The organism is Sporosarcina ureae, from assembly GCF_029267015.1.
In the GTDB taxonomy this organism is placed as follows: domain Bacteria; phylum Bacillota; class Bacilli; order Bacillales_A; family Planococcaceae; genus Sporosarcina; species Sporosarcina ureae_D.
Window position 1 is genome coordinate 18801 of sequence record NZ_JARIEA010000070.1, and the last position, 17850, is coordinate 36650.

General features: G+C 41.1%; 16 protein-coding genes. 12 read left to right on the plus strand and 4 right to left on the minus strand.

What is annotated here, in order from left to right:
- The first annotated feature begins 48 nt into the window (after positions 1 to 48).
- Positions 49 to 1623, plus strand: a complete 1575-nt coding sequence (mbcS, locus tag Q7P97_RS11430; protein ID WP_303969303.1) for an acyl-CoA synthetase MbcS — start codon at positions 49 to 51, stop codon at positions 1621 to 1623.
- An 81-nt stretch (positions 1624 to 1704) separates the two neighbouring features.
- Here mbcS and Q7P97_RS11435 read toward each other — a convergent pair whose 3' ends face one another.
- Positions 1705 to 2505: an NAD kinase gene (locus tag Q7P97_RS11435; protein ID WP_303969304.1), complete on the minus strand. Its 801-nt coding sequence runs from the start codon at positions 2503 to 2505 to the stop codon at positions 1705 to 1707.
- 105 nt (positions 2506 to 2610) lie between these two features.
- On the opposite strand from Q7P97_RS11435, the gene sppA reads away from it, so the two are divergent.
- From sppA to Q7P97_RS11460, 5 genes are all read left to right on the plus strand, one after another.
- Complete coding sequence (gene sppA, locus Q7P97_RS11440) at positions 2611 to 3615, plus strand: signal peptide peptidase SppA (RefSeq protein WP_303969305.1); 1005 nt, start codon at positions 2611 to 2613, stop codon at positions 3613 to 3615.
- Between the two features lie 17 nt (positions 3616 to 3632).
- Complete coding sequence (locus Q7P97_RS11445) at positions 3633 to 4178, plus strand: RDD family protein (protein WP_303969306.1); 546 nt, start codon at positions 3633 to 3635, stop codon at positions 4176 to 4178.
- Between the two features lie 28 nt (positions 4179 to 4206).
- Positions 4207 to 4710, plus strand: a complete 504-nt coding sequence (gene tpx / locus Q7P97_RS11450; protein ID WP_085426562.1) for a thiol peroxidase — start codon at positions 4207 to 4209, stop codon at positions 4708 to 4710.
- Between the two features lie 51 nt (positions 4711 to 4761).
- Positions 4762 to 5676, plus strand: coding sequence for a class I SAM-dependent methyltransferase (locus Q7P97_RS11455; protein ID WP_303969307.1), 915 nt, complete (start codon positions 4762 to 4764; stop codon positions 5674 to 5676).
- Between the two features lie 149 nt (positions 5677 to 5825).
- Complete coding sequence (locus tag Q7P97_RS11460; RefSeq protein WP_303969308.1) at positions 5826 to 7052, plus strand: acetate kinase; 1227 nt, start codon at positions 5826 to 5828, stop codon at positions 7050 to 7052.
- 137 nt (positions 7053 to 7189) lie between these two features.
- Here Q7P97_RS11460 and Q7P97_RS11465 read toward each other — a convergent pair whose 3' ends face one another.
- Positions 7190 to 7645: a universal stress protein gene (locus Q7P97_RS11465; protein ID WP_085426559.1), complete on the minus strand. Its 456-nt coding sequence runs from the start codon at positions 7643 to 7645 to the stop codon at positions 7190 to 7192.
- Positions 7646 to 7887: 242 nt separating this feature from the next.
- Between Q7P97_RS11465 and ald the strand changes: the two genes are divergently transcribed.
- Entirely contained in the window at positions 7888 to 9009 is a 1122-nt protein-coding gene (gene ald / locus Q7P97_RS11470) for an alanine dehydrogenase (protein WP_303969309.1), read from the plus strand.
- 125 nt (positions 9010 to 9134) lie between these two features.
- Here the strand turns inward: ald and Q7P97_RS11475 are convergent, their stop codons facing one another.
- Complete coding sequence (locus tag Q7P97_RS11475) at positions 9135 to 10229, minus strand: M24 family metallopeptidase (protein WP_303969310.1); 1095 nt, start codon at positions 10227 to 10229, stop codon at positions 9135 to 9137.
- 106 nt (positions 10230 to 10335) lie between these two features.
- On the opposite strand from Q7P97_RS11475, the gene Q7P97_RS11480 reads away from it, so the two are divergent.
- Both Q7P97_RS11480 and Q7P97_RS11485 read left to right on the plus strand, forming a co-directional pair.
- The gene (locus tag Q7P97_RS11480) at positions 10336 to 11013 is read left to right on the plus strand and encodes a metal-dependent hydrolase (RefSeq protein WP_303969311.1); all 678 of its coding nucleotides are present in this window, start codon (positions 10336 to 10338) and stop codon (positions 11011 to 11013) included.
- A 126-nt stretch (positions 11014 to 11139) separates the two neighbouring features.
- Positions 11140 to 12447: a DRTGG domain-containing protein gene (locus Q7P97_RS11485; protein WP_303969312.1), complete on the plus strand. Its 1308-nt coding sequence runs from the start codon at positions 11140 to 11142 to the stop codon at positions 12445 to 12447.
- Between the two features lie 10 nt (positions 12448 to 12457).
- Here the strand turns inward: Q7P97_RS11485 and Q7P97_RS11490 are convergent, their stop codons facing one another.
- Entirely contained in the window at positions 12458 to 12787 is a 330-nt protein-coding gene (locus Q7P97_RS11490; protein ID WP_303969313.1) for a YtpI family protein, read from the minus strand.
- A 119-nt stretch (positions 12788 to 12906) separates the two neighbouring features.
- Between Q7P97_RS11490 and Q7P97_RS11495 the strand changes: the two genes are divergently transcribed.
- The 3 genes from Q7P97_RS11495 (at position 12907) to Q7P97_RS11505 (ending at position 17836) form a co-directional block, all read left to right on the plus strand.
- Complete coding sequence (locus tag Q7P97_RS11495) at positions 12907 to 13848, plus strand: DHH family phosphoesterase (RefSeq protein WP_303969314.1); 942 nt, start codon at positions 12907 to 12909, stop codon at positions 13846 to 13848.
- Positions 13849 to 13867: 19 nt separating this feature from the next.
- Positions 13868 to 16936: a DNA polymerase III subunit alpha gene (locus Q7P97_RS11500; protein WP_303969315.1), complete on the plus strand. Its 3069-nt coding sequence runs from the start codon at positions 13868 to 13870 to the stop codon at positions 16934 to 16936.
- 237 nt (positions 16937 to 17173) lie between these two features.
- Positions 17174 to 17836 (plus strand): FadR/GntR family transcriptional regulator, encoded by a 663-nt coding sequence (locus Q7P97_RS11505; protein WP_303969316.1) that lies wholly within the window; start codon positions 17174 to 17176, stop codon positions 17834 to 17836.
- The last annotated feature ends 14 nt before the right edge of the window (positions 17837 to 17850 follow it).

Consider the following 17850-nt stretch of genomic DNA (forward strand, 5'->3'; position numbering starts at 1 on the left):
ACGATTCTATTTGTATACTTGTACTATTAAGTAAAAGGGGGAATGAAAATGAACCGTGAAGAACTACTTGCGCCAGACCGTTATAACATCGTTTCGGAATTCGAAAAATATGCAACGGGTGACGGTAGAAAAGCATTAATTTATGTAGACGCGCAAAATCAACAACAAGAAGTAACATACGATGAACTCATCAAAGCAGCCAACCGAACAGCGAATGCGCTGACATCGACTGGGCTACAAAAAGGTGATGTAGTATTGGTGATGGTGCCTCGCATGATTGAAGCATACGTTACATATATCGGTGCACTTAAAGCAGGACTTGTTGTGATCCCTAGTTCAGAAATGTTGCGTTCCTCCGATATTGAATATCGAATCGAACATAGTAATGCAAAAGCAATTATTGCATTCGACGCATTCACCGATCAATTAGAACATGTAAATAACTTAGACAAAGTGACAGTCTATATTATTGGTGAAGCAAAAGAAGGGGAAGTATCTTTAGCAGAAAAAGAAAAAAATGCCTCTTCTGAATTTACTGCATGCGATACCGCTAGTGACGATATGGCGTTTTTATCGTATACGTCTGGGACAACAGGCAAGCCAAAAGGCGTAGTACATACTCATGGATGGGGATATGCACACTTAAGAACGACTGCACCGAACTGGTTGGGCATTGAAGAACGTGACATAGTTTGGGCTACTGCAGCACCTGGTTGGCAGAAATGGATATGGACACCGTTCTTATCAGTTCTAGGAAGTGGAGCGACGGGGTTTGTCTACAATGGTAAGTTTGACGTAGATAAATATTTGCATTTCTTAGATGAATACAAAGTAAATGTTTTATGCTGTACGCCGACCGAATATCGATTTATCGCAAAAGCGAAGAATCTAGATGAGTTTTCATTGGCTTCCCTAAAAAGCGCTGTTTCAGCTGGCGAACCATTAAATCGAGAAGTGATCGATATTTTTGAAAGACAGTTTTCACTAAATGTGCGTGACGGATACGGTCAAACAGAAAATACGCTTCTGGTCGGTACAATGATCGGAATGGAACCGCGTCCTGGATCTATGGGCAAACCGACGCCAGGCAATATCGTCGATGTCATCAATGATGAAGGCAAACCAGCGGGCGCGAATGAAGTTGGAGACATTGCAGTTCATAAGAGCACTCCAGCGCTATTCCAAGAGTATTTGAATGACCCTGAACGTACGAAGATGCAATTTAGAGGAGATTATTATATTACAGGTGACCGCGCGAAAAAGGATGAAGACGGTTATTTCTGGTTTGAAGGACGTGGCGATGATATTATCGTAAGTTCGGGTTATACAATCGGGCCTTTTGAAGTGGAAGATGCGCTAATTAAACATCCAGCTGTTCGTGAATGTGCAGTTGTTGCAAGTCCGGATCCAGAACGTGGAAATGTCGTAAAAGCATTTGTTGTTCTACGAGATGATTCAATTGGTTCAACCGAAGAGCTTGTGAAAGAATTGCAAAATCACGTGAAAGAGTTGACGGCACCTTACAAGTATCCACGTAAAATTGAGTTTATGGAAGAGTTGCCAAAAACGTCTTCGGGAAAAATTATGCGTATTGAATTGCGTAAAAAAGAACAAAATCAATAATACTGATCCACTACTAGTACCGAAGAAGGACTGCCGAAAGTCGTTTTAATTCGACGATTGACCAGTCCTTTTGGTTTTGATTCAGAAAAATGTACGTTGCACTTTTTCGAAGAAGGAGTTATTTGGAAGTTTTGCGGTGCGAATCACTTTATGACTTAGCCGCGCTTCCACTTTTTCTACTTGTTTAATACCGAGTGCTTCGTTATCCGCTGCAATGGAAGGGAATTCATTACCTTCTTGTTGGACATTGAGTGTTAACGTTCTCTCGTTACTGAGGATGAACGAAGTGCCAAGTGTGCGATAACGATTGTTGTTGACCGACGCAAGTTCAGTCACTTGGAATGAAGGGAGTCGTGGGTCAATCACGGCACCTTTGACGGATTTGTTATAGGCAGTACTGCCGGTTGGTGTAGAGATGATCATACCGTCACCGAGGAAAGTTTCAAATAATAGATCATCAATGAAAATGTCCATGACGAATGTACGGATAATAGTAGAACGAATGCTGAATTCATTTAGACATAAAAATGGTTTATGCTGATTAATGGTTACTTCAAGTAAAGGATAATGTCGTTCTTCAATAGTCTCTTGCCGTAAAGTTTCGACAAGTGAGCGAATATCATCATATTGATAATCACAATATACACCATGTGCACCTTTCACAGACGCGCCTAGATACAGACAATCTTGACGAAAGTCGGTTTTGCGGACAGCTTGAAGGAAGGTCCCGTCGCTTCCAACGCTAAGTATAACCGTTGCTTCGGTGTGGTCTTCGGTAAGTCTGAAGCCTTCACTTTTAAGTCGTTGTCCAACGAAATGTTTTTTATGGATAGTGTCTTCATCAAGACGGCTGAAAAGAAAAATTACGTGTTGGGTAGTCATTTGAATCGTCTCCTTTTTCAGTTAATAGAATAAGTGTAGCATGAATGAAACATTTGGACGATGAGGAACGTATAAGTAGATGTGGACAAAGGAGGAAATTTACTTATGAATGCAAAAAGATGGATAGCCGTAGCGGTTGCTGCGATTTTGATCGTAGTATCGGTAGGTATTAATGCCATGTCATGGGTTTTCACTAGAGACTGGAATAGTTTCGTTAGTGAGATCAACTTGATGGAAACGCAAGTGCAGGAAACGGTAGTAGAAGAAGGAAGTGCTAACGAAAGAATTGCTGTGTTAACAGTGGATGGAGTCATCCAAGATACGGGTGAAGCGTCTATTTTCAGTGGGGCTGAGTACAACCATCAACAATTTATGACGCAGTTGAATGAGTTGGCGAACGATGAAACTGTGAAAGGAATTGTCCTTTCAGTGAATTCTCCAGGTGGAGGCGTATTGGAGTCATCCGATATTTACGACGCACTGACAGAAATTCAAACTTCGAAAAAGATTCCGATTTATGTAGCGATGGGCGGTATGGCAGCTTCAGGTGGATATTACATCTCAGCACCAGCCGATAAAATTTATGTTCACCCTGAAACGTTGACAGGATCTATCGGCGTCATCATGCAATCTGTCAATTACGGTAAATTAGCGGAAAAATACGGTGTGGAATTCCCAACAATCAAGTCAGGTCCTTATAAAGATATGATGAGTCCGACTAGAGAAATGAAACCTGAAGAACGTGCGATGTTACAAGAAATGATTGATGATTCGTATAAACGTTTCGTTGATATTATTGTAGATGGCCGTGGTATGTCAGAAAAGGCTGTTCGCAAAGTTGCGGATGGACGCGTAATGAATGGTCGTCAAGCAATCGAAGCGGGTCTTGCAGATGATTATGGCAAGTTGCCAATCGTTGTTTCCGCGATGAAAGAAGATTATCACTTAGAAAAAGCGGAAGTCTTCGAATATGGAATGCCGACTAATTTGAAAGCTATTCTTTCCATGAAAGCACATGATGTGTTCAATGGAGATGTTGAATCACAAATTTTGAAAAAATTACTGACTGAAAATACAGCGCCACGCATGATGTATTTATACGGTGAATAATAAGGAGGGAAATAATCATGACGAATGAACTGCTGGATACGCAACCAACTATGCGACTTGAACAGATGCTCGTGCCGAAATATGCAGGATTCTGGATCAGACTGTGGGCATTTTTAATTGACATGCTGATCATTTCGGCTATTAGCGGCATCTTTGTCAAGCCAGTATTCCGCGTACTCGATATGGCGATTACTAAGCCCTCTGCCTTTTTATTTAGCCCGTATAAAGTAACGGCACTTGTCTTGTTATTGTTGTATTTTATCATCATGACGAAAATCGCGGGACAGACGGTAGGGAAAATGATCATGGGAATTCGTGTAATGAAATCAAACGGGGAAAAGGCAACGTGGAGTTCTGTTATCTTCCGGGAAGGTTTCGGTCGTTTTATTTCACAAATGTTATGGATTCCCTATTTACTCGTTCTATTTTTACCTCAAAAGAAAGCACTTCACGACGTCTTTGCTGACACAGTTGTCGTGCATGAACGAACATTTGAGAGAAAAGAAATACAGAAAATCATTGAACCTGAACATCATCAGTTGCATGAAGACCCTACGGTTTAGTACACTAGTTTAAAAGGAGTGGTTAGTTATGGTACAAGTTACATTCAAAGATAATCCGGTTCATCTGTTAGGTTCAGAAGTGAAAGTTGGAGATCAAGCACCAAGCTTCACAGTCCTTGCGAATGATTTGAATCCTGTTACACTTGACGATTCAAAAGGTAAAGTGCGTTTGATCAGTGTAGTGCCTTCTGTTGATACAGGTGTATGTTCTATCCAGACTAAGCGTTTCAACGACGAAGCCACGTCACTTGGTGATGATGTGGAAGTCATGACGATTTCTTGCGATCTTCCGTTTGCACAAGGACGTTGGAAAGAAGATGAGAAGGTAGAAAATTTACATTTGTACTCTGATCATCGTGATCTTTCATTCGGTAAAGCCTTCGGTACGGCGATTGAGGAATTGCGTCTATTGACTCGTTCTATTTTTGTAGTCGATCGCGACGACAAAGTAGCGTACGTGGAGTATGTGAGCGAAGCAACTGACCACCCGGATTATGATGCAGCGATTAAAGCAGTTAAAGAATTGAATTAATTAAAAAACCCACCTGAACAAGAGGTGGGTTTCTTCTTGGAGGAATTTTGAATGAGCAATATGGAAAAAGTGTTTACGTATTACGACAACCATGCAGCGGCGACTGATGGGTTATATTTGGACGCTGTGTTAGAAGCTAGTGAAAAATGGTTGGATCAACCGTCGGCAGTAGAATTGCAAGATCCTGATAAGGAAGAAATTCGTAAAGGTATCCAGCTTGCCTTATTAAAAGGATTAAAGCAGTCTACACAAGCTCATCACCAAATGACGCCTGATACAATCGGCTTCTTGATAGGTTATCTAATCAATAAATTAATGGATACAAAGCAACCTGTAACCTTCCTGGACCCTGCTGTAGGAACGGGAAATTTGTTATTTACTGTAATGAATCAATATAAAGGTTCCGCTTCTGCCAGCGCAGTTGAAATCGATGATGTATTGATTCAAATTGCTGCTGCAACCGCGAATTTATTGGAGTTGCCAGTATCATTTTATTTACAAGATGCGCTTCGTCCATTGCCTATCGATGTAGTCGATGCAGTGGTAAGTGATATACCTGTAGGCTATTATCCAGATGATGAAGTCGCTATGGAGTATGAACTCATGGCATCTGAAGGTCATGCTTTTTCACATTATTTATATATTGAACAATCTATGCGTTATGTGAAGCCGGGTGGTTATGGATTATTCATCGTTCCTTCAAAACTATTGACGGCTGAAGGGGCAGAACCTATTTTAAATTTTGTCAAAGAGCATAAATTATTGAGAGGTTTACTTGAATTACCGGATTCAATATTTGCGGATCAACGTTTTGCAAAAAGTATTTTATTGTTACAACAACCGCCAAATGAAAACTATGTCTTGCCGGATGTTTTGTTAGCGAAAATACCTGAGCTGGGAAATGCAAAGGCTATGCAAAAGTTCTTTGATAAATTAAGTGTTTGGATGGAAGAGGAAGGGGAGTGACGCAACGTCACATTCTCTTCCTTTTTATATTTTAAGAATATTTAAACGAAAAAGGATGAATTGCTCGAATTCAATTGCTTTTAAAATAGTTAGCTACTATAATAAATTTTAACGTTCTACGACGTAATTATTTTAAGGGGTGGGTATTTGTGCCGAAAATATTATCGATAAATGCGGGAAGTTCTTCTTTAAAGTTCCAATTGATCGAAATGACGAACGAAGAAGAAATTACTAAGGGGTTATTCGAGCGCATTGGTTTAGAGAATTCTATTTTCACAATGGCAACGGATGAAAAGAAAATCGAAAAAGTATTAGATATTACTGATCACTCTATGGCTGTTGAAATGTTATTGGAACATTTACTAAGTGAGGGAGTCGTTTCGTCTTATGATGAAATTGACGGACTCGGTCATCGAGTAGTTCACGGGGGAGAACTATATAGTGACTCAGTATTAATTACAGACGAAGTAATAGAGAAACTTGAAGAAATTTCAAGCTTTGCACCTTTGCATAATCCAGCTAATATTGTCGGAATAAAGGCTTTTAAGAAAGCGTTACCAAATATACCAGCAGTAGCAATATTCGATACTGCATTCCACCAGACAATGCCTGAGAAATCATTTTTGTACGCATTGCCATATGAGTACTATGAGAAATACGGAATCCGTAAATACGGCTTCCATGGTACAAGCCATAAATACGTAACGGAGCGTGCTGCAAAAATTTTAAATAGACCGCTTGAAGATACACGCCTTATTTCTTGCCACCTCGGTAACGGTGCAAGTATTGCAGCGGTTAAAGGCGGTAAGTCAGTAGATACGTCTATGGGCTTCACTCCGTTAGCAGGCGTGATCATGGGCACGCGATCAGGTAACATTGACCCTGCGCTCATTCCATACATGATGGAATGTACGAACCAAACAGCCGAAGAAGTAGTCAATGTACTAAATAAAAAATCCGGACTACTTGGTATCTGTGGATTCTCTAGTGACTTACGCGATATTACGGAAGCAGCAGAACAAGGCAACGAGCGTGCGCAATTGGCTCTAGACGTATTCACAGATCGTATTCACCAGCATATTGGACAATACGCTGCGGGCATGGGTGGGGTAGATGCCATTATCTTCACAGCAGGAATTGGCGAGAACAGTACGATTGTTCGTGAAAAAGTCATGCGTGGATTGGAATTCATGGGTGTATACTTCGACCCAAGTCTAAACAACATCCGTGGTGAAGAAGCATATATCAGCTTCCCACATTCACCAGTTAAAGTACTTATCATCCCAACAAACGAAGAAATCATGCTAGCTCGCGACACAGTGCGAATTGCTAACATCCCACTACCGGAAGAAGTATTACAAGTAGCTGCTGAATAAATATAAAATGTCCCGCCTGTAAACCGACAGGCGGGATATTTTTAACGAACTTGGTATTATGGCGTCATCTAACTAAAGAAAAAAGACTGCCACAGGAAATCGAATGAACGACTTCCCGGACAGCCTTTACATACATATTAGCCTTGTAGATGTTCAGGTGTACGTACAACAAGTACATCACACTTCGCGGAACGCACGATATTCTCGGAAACACTTCCGATTAAGAAACGTTCTACACGGTTAAGTCCAGTAGCACCACAGATAATCAAATCTGCATTAAGTTTCTTCGCGATATCGCGTGGAATCAATGTTTTAGGAGAACCATACTCCACGTGAATCTCAACATTTGCAACGCCTGCTTCGACTGCTTCTTTACGGTAGTCAGTCAACAATTCTTCAGCATATTTCTGCGCACGCTCAGCAATTGAACGATCGTATGCTTCAACTGCCGCATATGAACGCGTATCAATAATATTGATCAAGTGAAGAGTTGCGTCGTTACGATCTGCAATCGCGATCGCTTTCTTGAAAGCCCATTTAGCCTCATCTGAACCATCCACGGCTACGATGATGTCTTTGTACGTAAGTGCCATAATTACCACTCCATCCTTAAAATTAAATTCTCTCTACACTATTCTTATTCTACGTGGTTTATGATAGTCCTTCTTTTTTGTCGAAATGTTTTATAAAAATTTAGAAAATGAAGTTTGTATGGAAAAACGTTGAAAAAATGAGGTAAATCTAGCTATTTTCTGATAAGATTAAATAGTCATGAATCGACAACGAGATAATAAAAAATGAACGAAAAGAAATTACAATTCTAGGAGGATTTTGCATGCGTATTGGTGTTCCAAAAGAAATTAAAAACAATGAAAACCGAGTGGCAATAGCCCCTTCAAGTGTATTAACATTACTAACAGCTGGTCACGAAGTAGTAATTGAAAAGGGTGCTGGAATCGGTTCAAGTTTCCAAGATGAAGAGTATAAAGAAGCAGGCGCGACAATCGTCGATACAGCGGCTGAGGCATGGGGAGCAGATATGGTACTGAAGGTAAAAGAACCTGCAGAATCAGAATATCAGTATTTCCGTGAAGGATTAATCCTATTTACATATCTTCACTTAGCACCGGAAGTAAAATTGACGAAAGCACTACTTGAAAACAAAGTAACAGCAATTGCTTATGAAACAGTACAATTGCCAGGTGGCGGATTGCCACTATTGGCACCAATGAGTGAAGTTGCGGGTCGTATGGCGACGCAGATTGGTGCACAGTACTTAGAGAAAACTAGAGGCGGAAAAGGAATTTTGCTTGCTGGAGTACCTGGCGTATCACGCGGCAAAATAACAATCATTGGTGGAGGACAAGCAGGTACGAATGCTGCGCGTGTTGCGATCGGAATCGGTGCACACGTAACAATCCTAGATCTATCCGTGGAGCGTGTTCGTCAGCTTGACGAGATCTTCGGCAAGAATATTCAAACGTTGGTATCCAACCCATACAATATCGCTAACGCAGTAAAAGACGCAGACTTGGTAATCGGTTGTGTTCTAATCCCTGGAGCAAAAGCGCCAACTCTTGTAACAGAAGAAATGGTTAAATCCATGAGCCCTGGCTCTGTAGTGATTGACATCGCAATTGACCAAGGCGGAATCTTCGAAACTTCTGACCGCGTCACAACTCATGACGACCCGACTTACACAAAACACGGTGTCATTCACTATGCTGTAGCTAATATGCCAGGCGCTGTTCCACAAACGTCTACAATGGCACTAACAAACGTTACAATTCCTTACGCTCTTCAAATTGCCAATAAAGGCGTTAAAAAAGCATGTACAGACAATGAAGTCCTGCGTAAAGGAATCAACACACTAGCTGGAAACGTAACATACAAAGCAGTAGCAGAAGCACAAGGCCTTGAACACGTTTCTGTTGAAGACGTACTTGAGTCTATTTAATCAACAAAAAAGACCATTACTTAAAGTAACGGCCTAAAACTGAAGGCATTTCCCGCACTGGGGACTGCCTTCAGTTTTTTATATAAATGAGATTAACGGTTCAATTTCATTCGCCAGTCTTTAACTCACTTAACTACCTTCAAATCCTTAGGGAATTTCGTCAACACCTCAACGCCATCCTTCGTCACATACAAATCATCTTCAATCCGTACACCTGTAATCGTCGGATCATAAATGCCTGGCTCAACTGTAAACACCATGCCCTCTTGAAGCGGCATATCATTCGTAGCTGTCAAAGAAGGAAACTCATGAACAGAAATACCAAGACCATGTCCGATACGATGTGGGAATAACTCACCGTAACCAGATTCTTCGATAATAGAACGAGCCGCTAGATCAACTTCCATTGCTAACGTACCTGGACGCACGATGTCAATTGCTGCTTGTTGTGCTTTCTGAACGGTCTCATAAATTTTGCGCTTTTCCTCTGTTGGCTCACCGAACGCTATCGTCCGTGTGATGTCTGAACAATAACCTTTATAGACCACACCAAGATCAAATAAGATGAAATCACCTTTTTCGATTTTTTTCTCTCCTGGAATACCATGTGGTGAAGCCGTTTTTGTGCCCGATACAATAATTGTTTCAAACGACATCTTCTCGGCACCTTTTTGTTTAACAGCTTGCTCGACAGCTTGAACTATTTCCAGTTCGGTTTTCCCTTCAGCGATTTCATTGCAACCTACTTCGATCGCATAATCCGCTAATTCTGCTGCTTTGCGCAAGTGCTGAAGTTCTTTATCATCTTTAATCAGACGATTTTTAGCTAATTCGTCATCCAACTTAGCGAATTGCAAAGCAGGGAAGCGTTCTTGAAGAATTTCAAATCGGTCCACAGTCAAATGTTCTTTTTCGATTGCGAGTAGTGACAATGTAGGAATACGTTCATTAATGGCTTGTTCTAGGAACTTAAACGCATTATCTGTGTCTTTGTAGCCTACTGCTTCGTACTGCCAACCGATTGCTTTTACATCTGGAACTTCCATCGCTGGGCAAATAACAAAAGGATCAGCATTCTGGAAAACCACAACGCCAAGTAATCGTTCGTGTGGATCACTACGGAAGTCTGTTAAATAAAATATGTTATCTGGATTCGTTATAAGTGCTGCATCAATATTATGTTTTTCTAAGAAATCTTGTACTTTTTGAATGTTCATCAACATGTTACCTCCTCTGTTTTGCTTAGTATAACAAAAAAGAGGGTTTTGCGCTGTGTTGTAGAAGGTATAGAGTGTATAAGTGATTAAAAATAGGAGTGTGATCGTTGTGAAAATCTCATATCATGGCCATTCGATCGTTAAAATCGAAACAAAAGGAAAGACTATTTTAATCGATCCTTTTATTACAGGAAATAAATTAACAGATCTAAAAGCAGAAGACGAAAAGCCAGACGTGATTTTACTGACGCACGGCCATAATGACCATGTAGGGGATACGATGGAGATCGCGAAAAGAGAAGACATCCTAGTCGTTGCTCCGAATGAATTAGCCGTATATCTTGGATTCCAAGGATTGAATACGCATGGCATGAATATCGGAGGATCAAAGGAATTTGATTTCGGTACCGTAAAATATACACAAGCTTTCCATAGTTCTTCTTATACAACAGAAGATAATGAAATTATTTACACGGGTATGCCTGCAGGTTTACTACTGACGATTGAAGATAAAATTATTTATCATGCAGGAGACACCTCCTTATTCAGCGATATGAAACTGTACGGGGAAGAGGGAATTGATGTTGCGTTCCTACCTATCGGAGATAATTTCACGATGGGCCCTAAAGATGCAGCGAAGGCCGTTGAGTTGCTGAATCCGAAGCTAACAGTTCCTGTTCATTTCAATACGTTTCCACCGATTGAATTGGAGCCTGAAGACTTCAAATCACTCGTGACGAATCATGAAGTGAAAATAATGCAACCAGGAGATTCCATCGAGCTATAAAATAGGAAATAAATAAATACGGTCTAAGACGCATTGTTAGCGTCCTAGACCGTATTTTTGATGGACTTATGGTATGATATTCTAAAAGCCGAAACCTTAAATCAGGTCGAAGAAAAAGGTGAAATCATGTCAACTAAACACGAACAGATTTTGCGTTATATAGAAAGCTTGACAGTGGGCGAAAAGATCTCTGTACGACAAGTTGCGAAAGCATTGGAAGTCAGTGATGGAACCGCTTACCGGGCGATAAAAGAAGCGGAAAATCAAAAATTGGTAAACACTATTGAACGTGTAGGTACGATTCGAATCGAGAAAAAGAAAAAAGAAAATATTGAACGTCTGACATTTGCAGAAGTCATCAACATTGTAGACGGTGTGGTACTGGGTGGACGTGATGGATTACATAAAACATTAACGAAATTTGTAGTCGGAGCTATGCAACTCGAGGATATGATTCGTTATATTGATGCAGGTAGTTTGTTGATTGTTGGAAATCGTTTGAAAGCGCATGAAATAGCGATTAAAGCAGGAGCAGCTGTTCTCGTGACAGGTGGCTTCGATGCGACTGATGAAGTAAAGCAACTAGCAGACGAAATGAATTTGCCTGTTATTTCAACAAGTTATGATACTTTCACAGTCGCCACTATGTTAAATCGTGCAATTTATGATCAGCTGATTGAAAAGGAAATTTTATTGGTGGAGGATATTTTAACACCTCTAGCCAGTACAGTCACGTTATCCCCCGAGGATTCAGTTGACCAATTCTATGAAGTAAATCATCAAACGTCACACTCCGCTTATCCTGTCGTAAAAGCCGATGGCACTTTAGTAGGGATTATTACGTCTCGTGATGTCGTCAGTAAACCGCATGTGGACACCATAGGGAAAGTCATGACGCCCGGTCCGATTACTGTAAACGGTAAAATGAGTGTCGCGTCGGCAGGGCATAGTATGATTTGGGAAGGTATCGACTTAATGCCAGTCGTTAATGATGCCGGAGTCTTAGAGGGGATCATCAGTCGACAAGATGTCTTAAAAGCATTGCAAATGACACAACGTCAACCGCAACAAGGCGAAACAATCGATGATATCGTCAAGAATCAAATGAAAGCCATCTCCAACTCACCTGAAAAAATAGAGTTTGCCGTTGTACCGCAGATGACCAATCAATTTGGTTCATTATCCTATGGAGCGATGTTAACGATTTTGACAGAAGCGGGTAGTCGTGCGATCAAGCTTCAAAAACGAGGCGAAAGTGTACCAGAAAACGTGACGATCTATTTCATCAAACAAGTACAACTTGGCGCGTCGGTCACAGTCGAACCGAAGATTATTCACTTAAGCCGTCGATTCATCAAGCTAGAAATCGAACTAATATCAAATGATGGTATTGTGGCGAAAGCAATGGGGACGTTCCAGCTTTTTGAAAAATAAAAAGCTGACGTCAATTGACATCAGCTTTGTTCAGTTCACGTTCTTCAGCTACGAATTGCTTATAATGTTTTTGAGCATTAAAGTTAAATATCGCAACATAGCCACCGAATAAAATGAAGATAGCGGACACGATATATGTTAGAGCACCATCAAAAATAAGTAATTGATTGACTCCGAAAAAAATCAATAGCGCACCAAGTGCTGTGCCTGCCATGCTTGCATACATCTTTTTACGGATGGGAAACATGGGGCTTGTGCGGAATTGGCGTGTTTTGAAAACGAAATAGAATACGCCGGAAGCGATTATACCAAATACAAAAATAAAATTAACCATTTCCATCAAAAAAGCCTCCATTATATGAAAAATAACCTGTGGCCTACGCGTCGAGGTTCACTATACATTGTAGCGGCTTTTAAAAGGAAATGCGAATACTTGTGCAGAAACCTGGGGGAATATACATGAAACGACAAATCATTGACACAATTGAACAATACGAGAAAATCATCATCCACCGTCACGTCCGACCGGATCCCGATGCATACGGATCACAAATGGGATTGAAAGAACTTATCAAAAAGAATTACCCTAAAAAGCAAGTACTTGCGGCAGGAGAACATGATGAACTATTAAGTTATTTAGGAAAACCGGATGCGGTGACTGAAGCAGATTACGAAGGTGCCCTTGTTATTGTCACCGATACTGCAAACACGGACCGTATTGACGGACCTTTTTACGATAAAGGTACGTATGTTTTGAAAATCGATCATCACCCGAACGAAGATCCATATGGTAATGAACGCTGGGTGAATACAGACGCGAGTTCTTGTTCTGAAATGATCTATACGATTTATGAGGAAGGTCACGCGTCATTCGGATGGGAAATGTCTCCGGAAGCAGCACGTTTCCTTTTCGCAGGGATTGTGGGTGACACAGGCCGATTTATGTTCCAAAGCACGACTGAAAAAACTTTTGAAGCAGCTAGTTCATTGATCAAGCAACCATTTGATCGCACCGAGTTATTTGCTGGGATGTACGAAGTCGATCGTAAAATCTTGCATCTACAAGGTTATGTGTACCAAAACTTTACAATCGATGAAAATGGAGCAGCGTATATTAAACTAACACAGGAAATTCTGGATCAATTCGATGTCACAGTGTCAGAGACTTCGCAATTAGTAGGGTCACTGGGCGATGTAAAAGGAATTTGTGCTTGGATTATCTTTATTGAAGAAAATGATCAAATTCGTGTCCGTCTCCGTTCGAAAGGGCCTGTCATTAATACGTTAGCGATGCAACATAATGGTGGTGGCCATCCGCTGGCCTCAGGCGCTTCCGCATATTCCTGGACAGAAGTAGATGAAATCATCGTCAAACTGCAAGAACTTTGCAGAAAATATTAAGCAGAGCTGAGGGATTGAAATGAACCTGATGTATCCGCAAATCGTAACGGGCGCAGACTTACTGCGTGGAATTGTAAAGTTAGATGAACTGGCTCCTCTTTTGCAAAAAAGAGGGGCTTCTTCTGCTGCTATCGTCAATAGTAAATTATATGGTGTCCGATCGTTCAGCAAAATGTTAGCTAAATACGGCATCCGTCCTGTAATCGGTTTGTCCGTTACATTGGAAGTCGAAGATCATGAAGTACTTGTTTATATTTATGCACAAAACGAAACAGGGTTCTCTAATCTAATGAAAATGAGCAGCGCCATTTCTACGCGTGACGAAGAGAACCTCCCACTCAACTGGCTTCAAGCTTACAGAGAAGGGTGCATCATCATATGCGCGATGACAGATTCTTCATGGGCGAATGCGCGTGATCTACACGTCTTGCAGCTAGTGGCAGAAAAAGATTCTAACGCTTCAACATTCATTGGAATCGGTAGGCCTGGGGGAGGAGCGCATACTGAAGAAGCAAGCATTATTCAATTAAGTGAAGAAAGTCGATTGCCGATCGCTGCTTGTCAAGAAACGCGCTTTCTTCATAAGGAAGATTTTCAAGCTTACGAAGTCGCGACAGCCATACGCAAAGGCTATAAATTGAATGATTCTCAAAAGCCCCCTAATCGTTATCGACAAGCTTATTTACCACAACGAGAAGAACTTGTTAATTGGTTTGGTGATCATCCAGAATGGTTACAGACAACAGAAGACATTATGGATTCGTGCGTAGTAACTATCCAAAAAGAAGATTTCCTCATGCCAAAGTTTCCTGTCGCAGACAGCCAAGCGCCTATTTCACTTCTCGAGCAAAATTGTCGAAAAGGACTTCAAGCACGTTTCCAGTCACTGCCAGAAGAATACGAACAACGTCTTCACTACGAACTATCCATTATCGATCAGATGGGCTTCACCGATTACTTCCTAATAGTAGAAGACTATGTGCGTTACGCAAAAACGGAAGGCATCCTAGTTGGTCCTGGGCGTGGGTCTTCTGCAGGCTCTTTAGTGGCGTTCGCACTCGGGATTACAGAAGTGGACCCAATCAAATATGGATTGCTATTTGAACGTTTTTTAAATCCCGAACGTGTAACGATGCCTGATATTGATATCGATTTTGCGGATAATCGCAGAACAGAAGTGGTGAATTATGTGGCAAATACATACGGTAAACAATATGCCGCACAGATTATCACATTCGGTACGTTGTCAACGAAAGCAGTCGCACGAAATGTGGCCAGGGTGCTAGACTTCACGCCTGAAGAAGTTCGATTCATGTCCAATGAATTAAATAGTGGTCGATCATTCAAAGAAACGATTATCCAGTCAAAGAAACTACGTGACTGGATTCAAGTAGAGCCACGTAGAGAGCTGTGGCGGCAAGCTGCGGAACGCTTGGAAGATTTACCGAGAAACGCATCGACGCATGCAGCTGGTGTCGTCCTTGCAGCTAAACCTCTCGTCCATTACGTTCCATTGCAGATTGGATCAGATGAAGTATTCCTGACACAATGGGCGATGAAAGACGTGGAAGAAGTCGGTTTATTGAAAATGGACTTCCTTGGATTACGTAATTTAACGCTACTCGACAGAATCCGTGCAATGATTCAATACAATAAAAAGCAGATTATTGATTTTGAACGCATTCCACTCGATGATCAGGCCACGTACAAATTATTTAAAAATGGTGACACAACAGGAATCTTCCAATTTGAATCGCCCGGCATGCGGCGTGCATTAAAGACTATACAGCCGGATAATTTCAAAGATGTATACTCAGTAAACGCGCTATATCGACCAGGTCCTATGGAGTTCATTCCGCTGTATAGTCGTCGGAAAAATGGACAAGAGCCGACTGTCTACGACATACCAGAGCTAGAACCTATTCTCTCGGAGACATACGGTATCATTATTTATCAAGAACAGATCATGAAACTTGCGGTGGAAATTGCCGGCTTTACGATGGCAGAAGCGGATCTTCTAAGGCGGGCAATCAGCAAGAAAAATCAGCAAGTATTAGAAGAGGAACGGCAACACTTTATTGCGGGGGCAAGTAAAAAAGGGTTTGATCAAATCAAAGCGAATAATGTATACAACTTAATTGTTAAATTCGCGGATTATGGATTTCCGAAAAGCCATGCGGTGGCCTATTCAATGGTTTCCTATCGACTGGCATTTTTTAAAGCAAATGAACCTACTTACTTTTATGCAGCATTCCTTTCCTCATTAACTGGAAGCAAAGACAAGATGATGGAAGTAATTCGTGAAATGAAGGCAAAAGGAATCCAGATACTACCGCCATCTGTCAAGACTAGCCGTTATTCACATACAGTGGAAGGACATGCGATTCGTCTCGGTCTGGGCGCAATTAAAGGAGTTACCTTCGCATTTTATCAGCAATTGGCGGCTGCCAGGGAAAAGGGGAGTTGGTCATCGATGTTTGACATGGCTATCTCACTTGGAGCCGATCATTTTTCTGAAAAAGCCATCATCCCATTAATTAAATCAGGTGCACTCGACGATTTTAATCAAAAACGCTCAGTTCTTCTCGCTTCGATAGATGCAGCTCATTCCCATGCACTTTTCATAGGAGATGATGCATTAAGTGATCAATTCCAATTTAATTCGCAACCCAAATATACACCAGGCGGCACAATGGATCAGATGACGAAGCTTGGTTTCGAACATGATACGTTAGGATTTTATTTATCCGAGCATCCCGTGGAACAATTAAAAAGAAATGCAGCGAGTCAGATCCCACCGATCGCGTCACTGTTCTCTTTGAACCGAGGGACGAAAGCAACGTGTATAGGAATCATCTTATCGATCAAACGTATTCGTACTAAAAAGGGGGAAGCTATGGCTTTTCTAACGATACAGGACGAGACGGAAGAAATATCGTGTACAGTATTTCCGAAACAATATGCACAGATCAGCGTCCAGTTAAAAGAAGAAGCGTTTGTTCAAGTGTCAGGTAGCATCGATTTTCGTAATCAATCTGTTCAACTCATTGTCGAGCAATTAGAGTCACTGAGTCTTTCAGGAGACTGAAAAAGTGGTTCATAATGTATGGGTAAAATCTTGTATAGTCCATCATGACGCAATCTGCGCCATGATGGACTATACTTCGACTTTTTACTAAGCGAGCGTTCAGTCAGTACGAAAAATGACGAAATAAAAACACTTGTAATTTCACGATATTGCTTTACGTAGTGCCGACTTTTTTGTATGCTAGTATGCAGGGTGGTCAGACCACTCCGTTTATGGAACGAAAAAGGAGTTCTCCTCATGCAAAATCCACAATCATCATCCAAGCGTTTTTTGGATATTATCGGAGAACTACAATTACTGATTAGTGAACAAAAAATCGAGTATGGCGATAAGTTACCATCTGAACGTCATTTAGCGGAAAAGCTGCAAGTAAGCAGAACGGCAGTACGCGAGGCGTTACGAAGTATGGAATTGCTTGGCCTCATTGAAACAAGACGAGGCGAAGGAACATTTCTATCCGATTTCAAAAAACATCAGTTAGTGGAAGTTCTCTCGACGTTTATTATGCAGCAAGCGCGATCTATCCAAGATGTAGTTGAAACAAGGATGATTCATGAACGTGCAGCTATTACAACGGTTACAGAAAATGAAGAACTGCGTATGCTGCCTGTATGGAAAGGCATGCAAAGTAAATTGCGAGAAGAAGAGTCTGTGTTTTTGCGTGAAGATATTGTGCGCGAAACTATTGTCGCTACTGAAAATCGGCTCTCCTTGAAAATTTGGTTTTTATTGAAACAGTATAGTGGTGTTTCTTTCGATGTAGCTATTGCAACAGATGAAGAAATAGTAACTGTGCATGAACTGCTGGACGAAATAATGGCAGGGAATACGGAAAAAGCCTTAACTTGGTATGAAAAATGGATGCATCAAGTTGAGGGAGAAAGAAGGGGAACGGAATGAGTATCAAGCAATTA

Coding starts and splice junctions, on each gene's coding strand:
- mbcS (WP_303969303.1), top strand. CDS start 49: ATGAACCGTGAAGAACTACTTGCGCCAGACCGTTATAACATCGTTTCG.
- Q7P97_RS11435 (WP_303969304.1), bottom strand. CDS start 2,505: ATGACTACCCAACACGTAATTTTTCTTTTCAGCCGTCTTGATGAAGAC.
- sppA (WP_303969305.1), top strand. CDS start 2,611: ATGAATGCAAAAAGATGGATAGCCGTAGCGGTTGCTGCGATTTTGATC.
- Q7P97_RS11445 (WP_303969306.1), top strand. CDS start 3,633: ATGACGAATGAACTGCTGGATACGCAACCAACTATGCGACTTGAACAG.
- tpx (WP_085426562.1), top strand. CDS start 4,207: ATGGTACAAGTTACATTCAAAGATAATCCGGTTCATCTGTTAGGTTCA.
- Q7P97_RS11455 (WP_303969307.1), top strand. CDS start 4,762: ATGAGCAATATGGAAAAAGTGTTTACGTATTACGACAACCATGCAGCG.
- Q7P97_RS11465 (WP_085426559.1), bottom strand. CDS start 7,645: ATGGCACTTACGTACAAAGACATCATCGTAGCCGTGGATGGTTCAGAT.
- ald (WP_303969309.1), top strand. CDS start 7,888: ATGCGTATTGGTGTTCCAAAAGAAATTAAAAACAATGAAAACCGAGTG.
- Q7P97_RS11485 (WP_303969312.1), top strand. CDS start 11,140: ATGTCAACTAAACACGAACAGATTTTGCGTTATATAGAAAGCTTGACA.
- Q7P97_RS11490 (WP_303969313.1), bottom strand. CDS start 12,787: ATGGAAATGGTTAATTTTATTTTTGTATTTGGTATAATCGCTTCCGGC.
- Q7P97_RS11495 (WP_303969314.1), top strand. CDS start 12,907: ATGAAACGACAAATCATTGACACAATTGAACAATACGAGAAAATCATC.
- Q7P97_RS11500 (WP_303969315.1), top strand. CDS start 13,868: ATGAACCTGATGTATCCGCAAATCGTAACGGGCGCAGACTTACTGCGT.
- Q7P97_RS11505 (WP_303969316.1), top strand. CDS start 17,174: ATGCAAAATCCACAATCATCATCCAAGCGTTTTTTGGATATTATCGGA.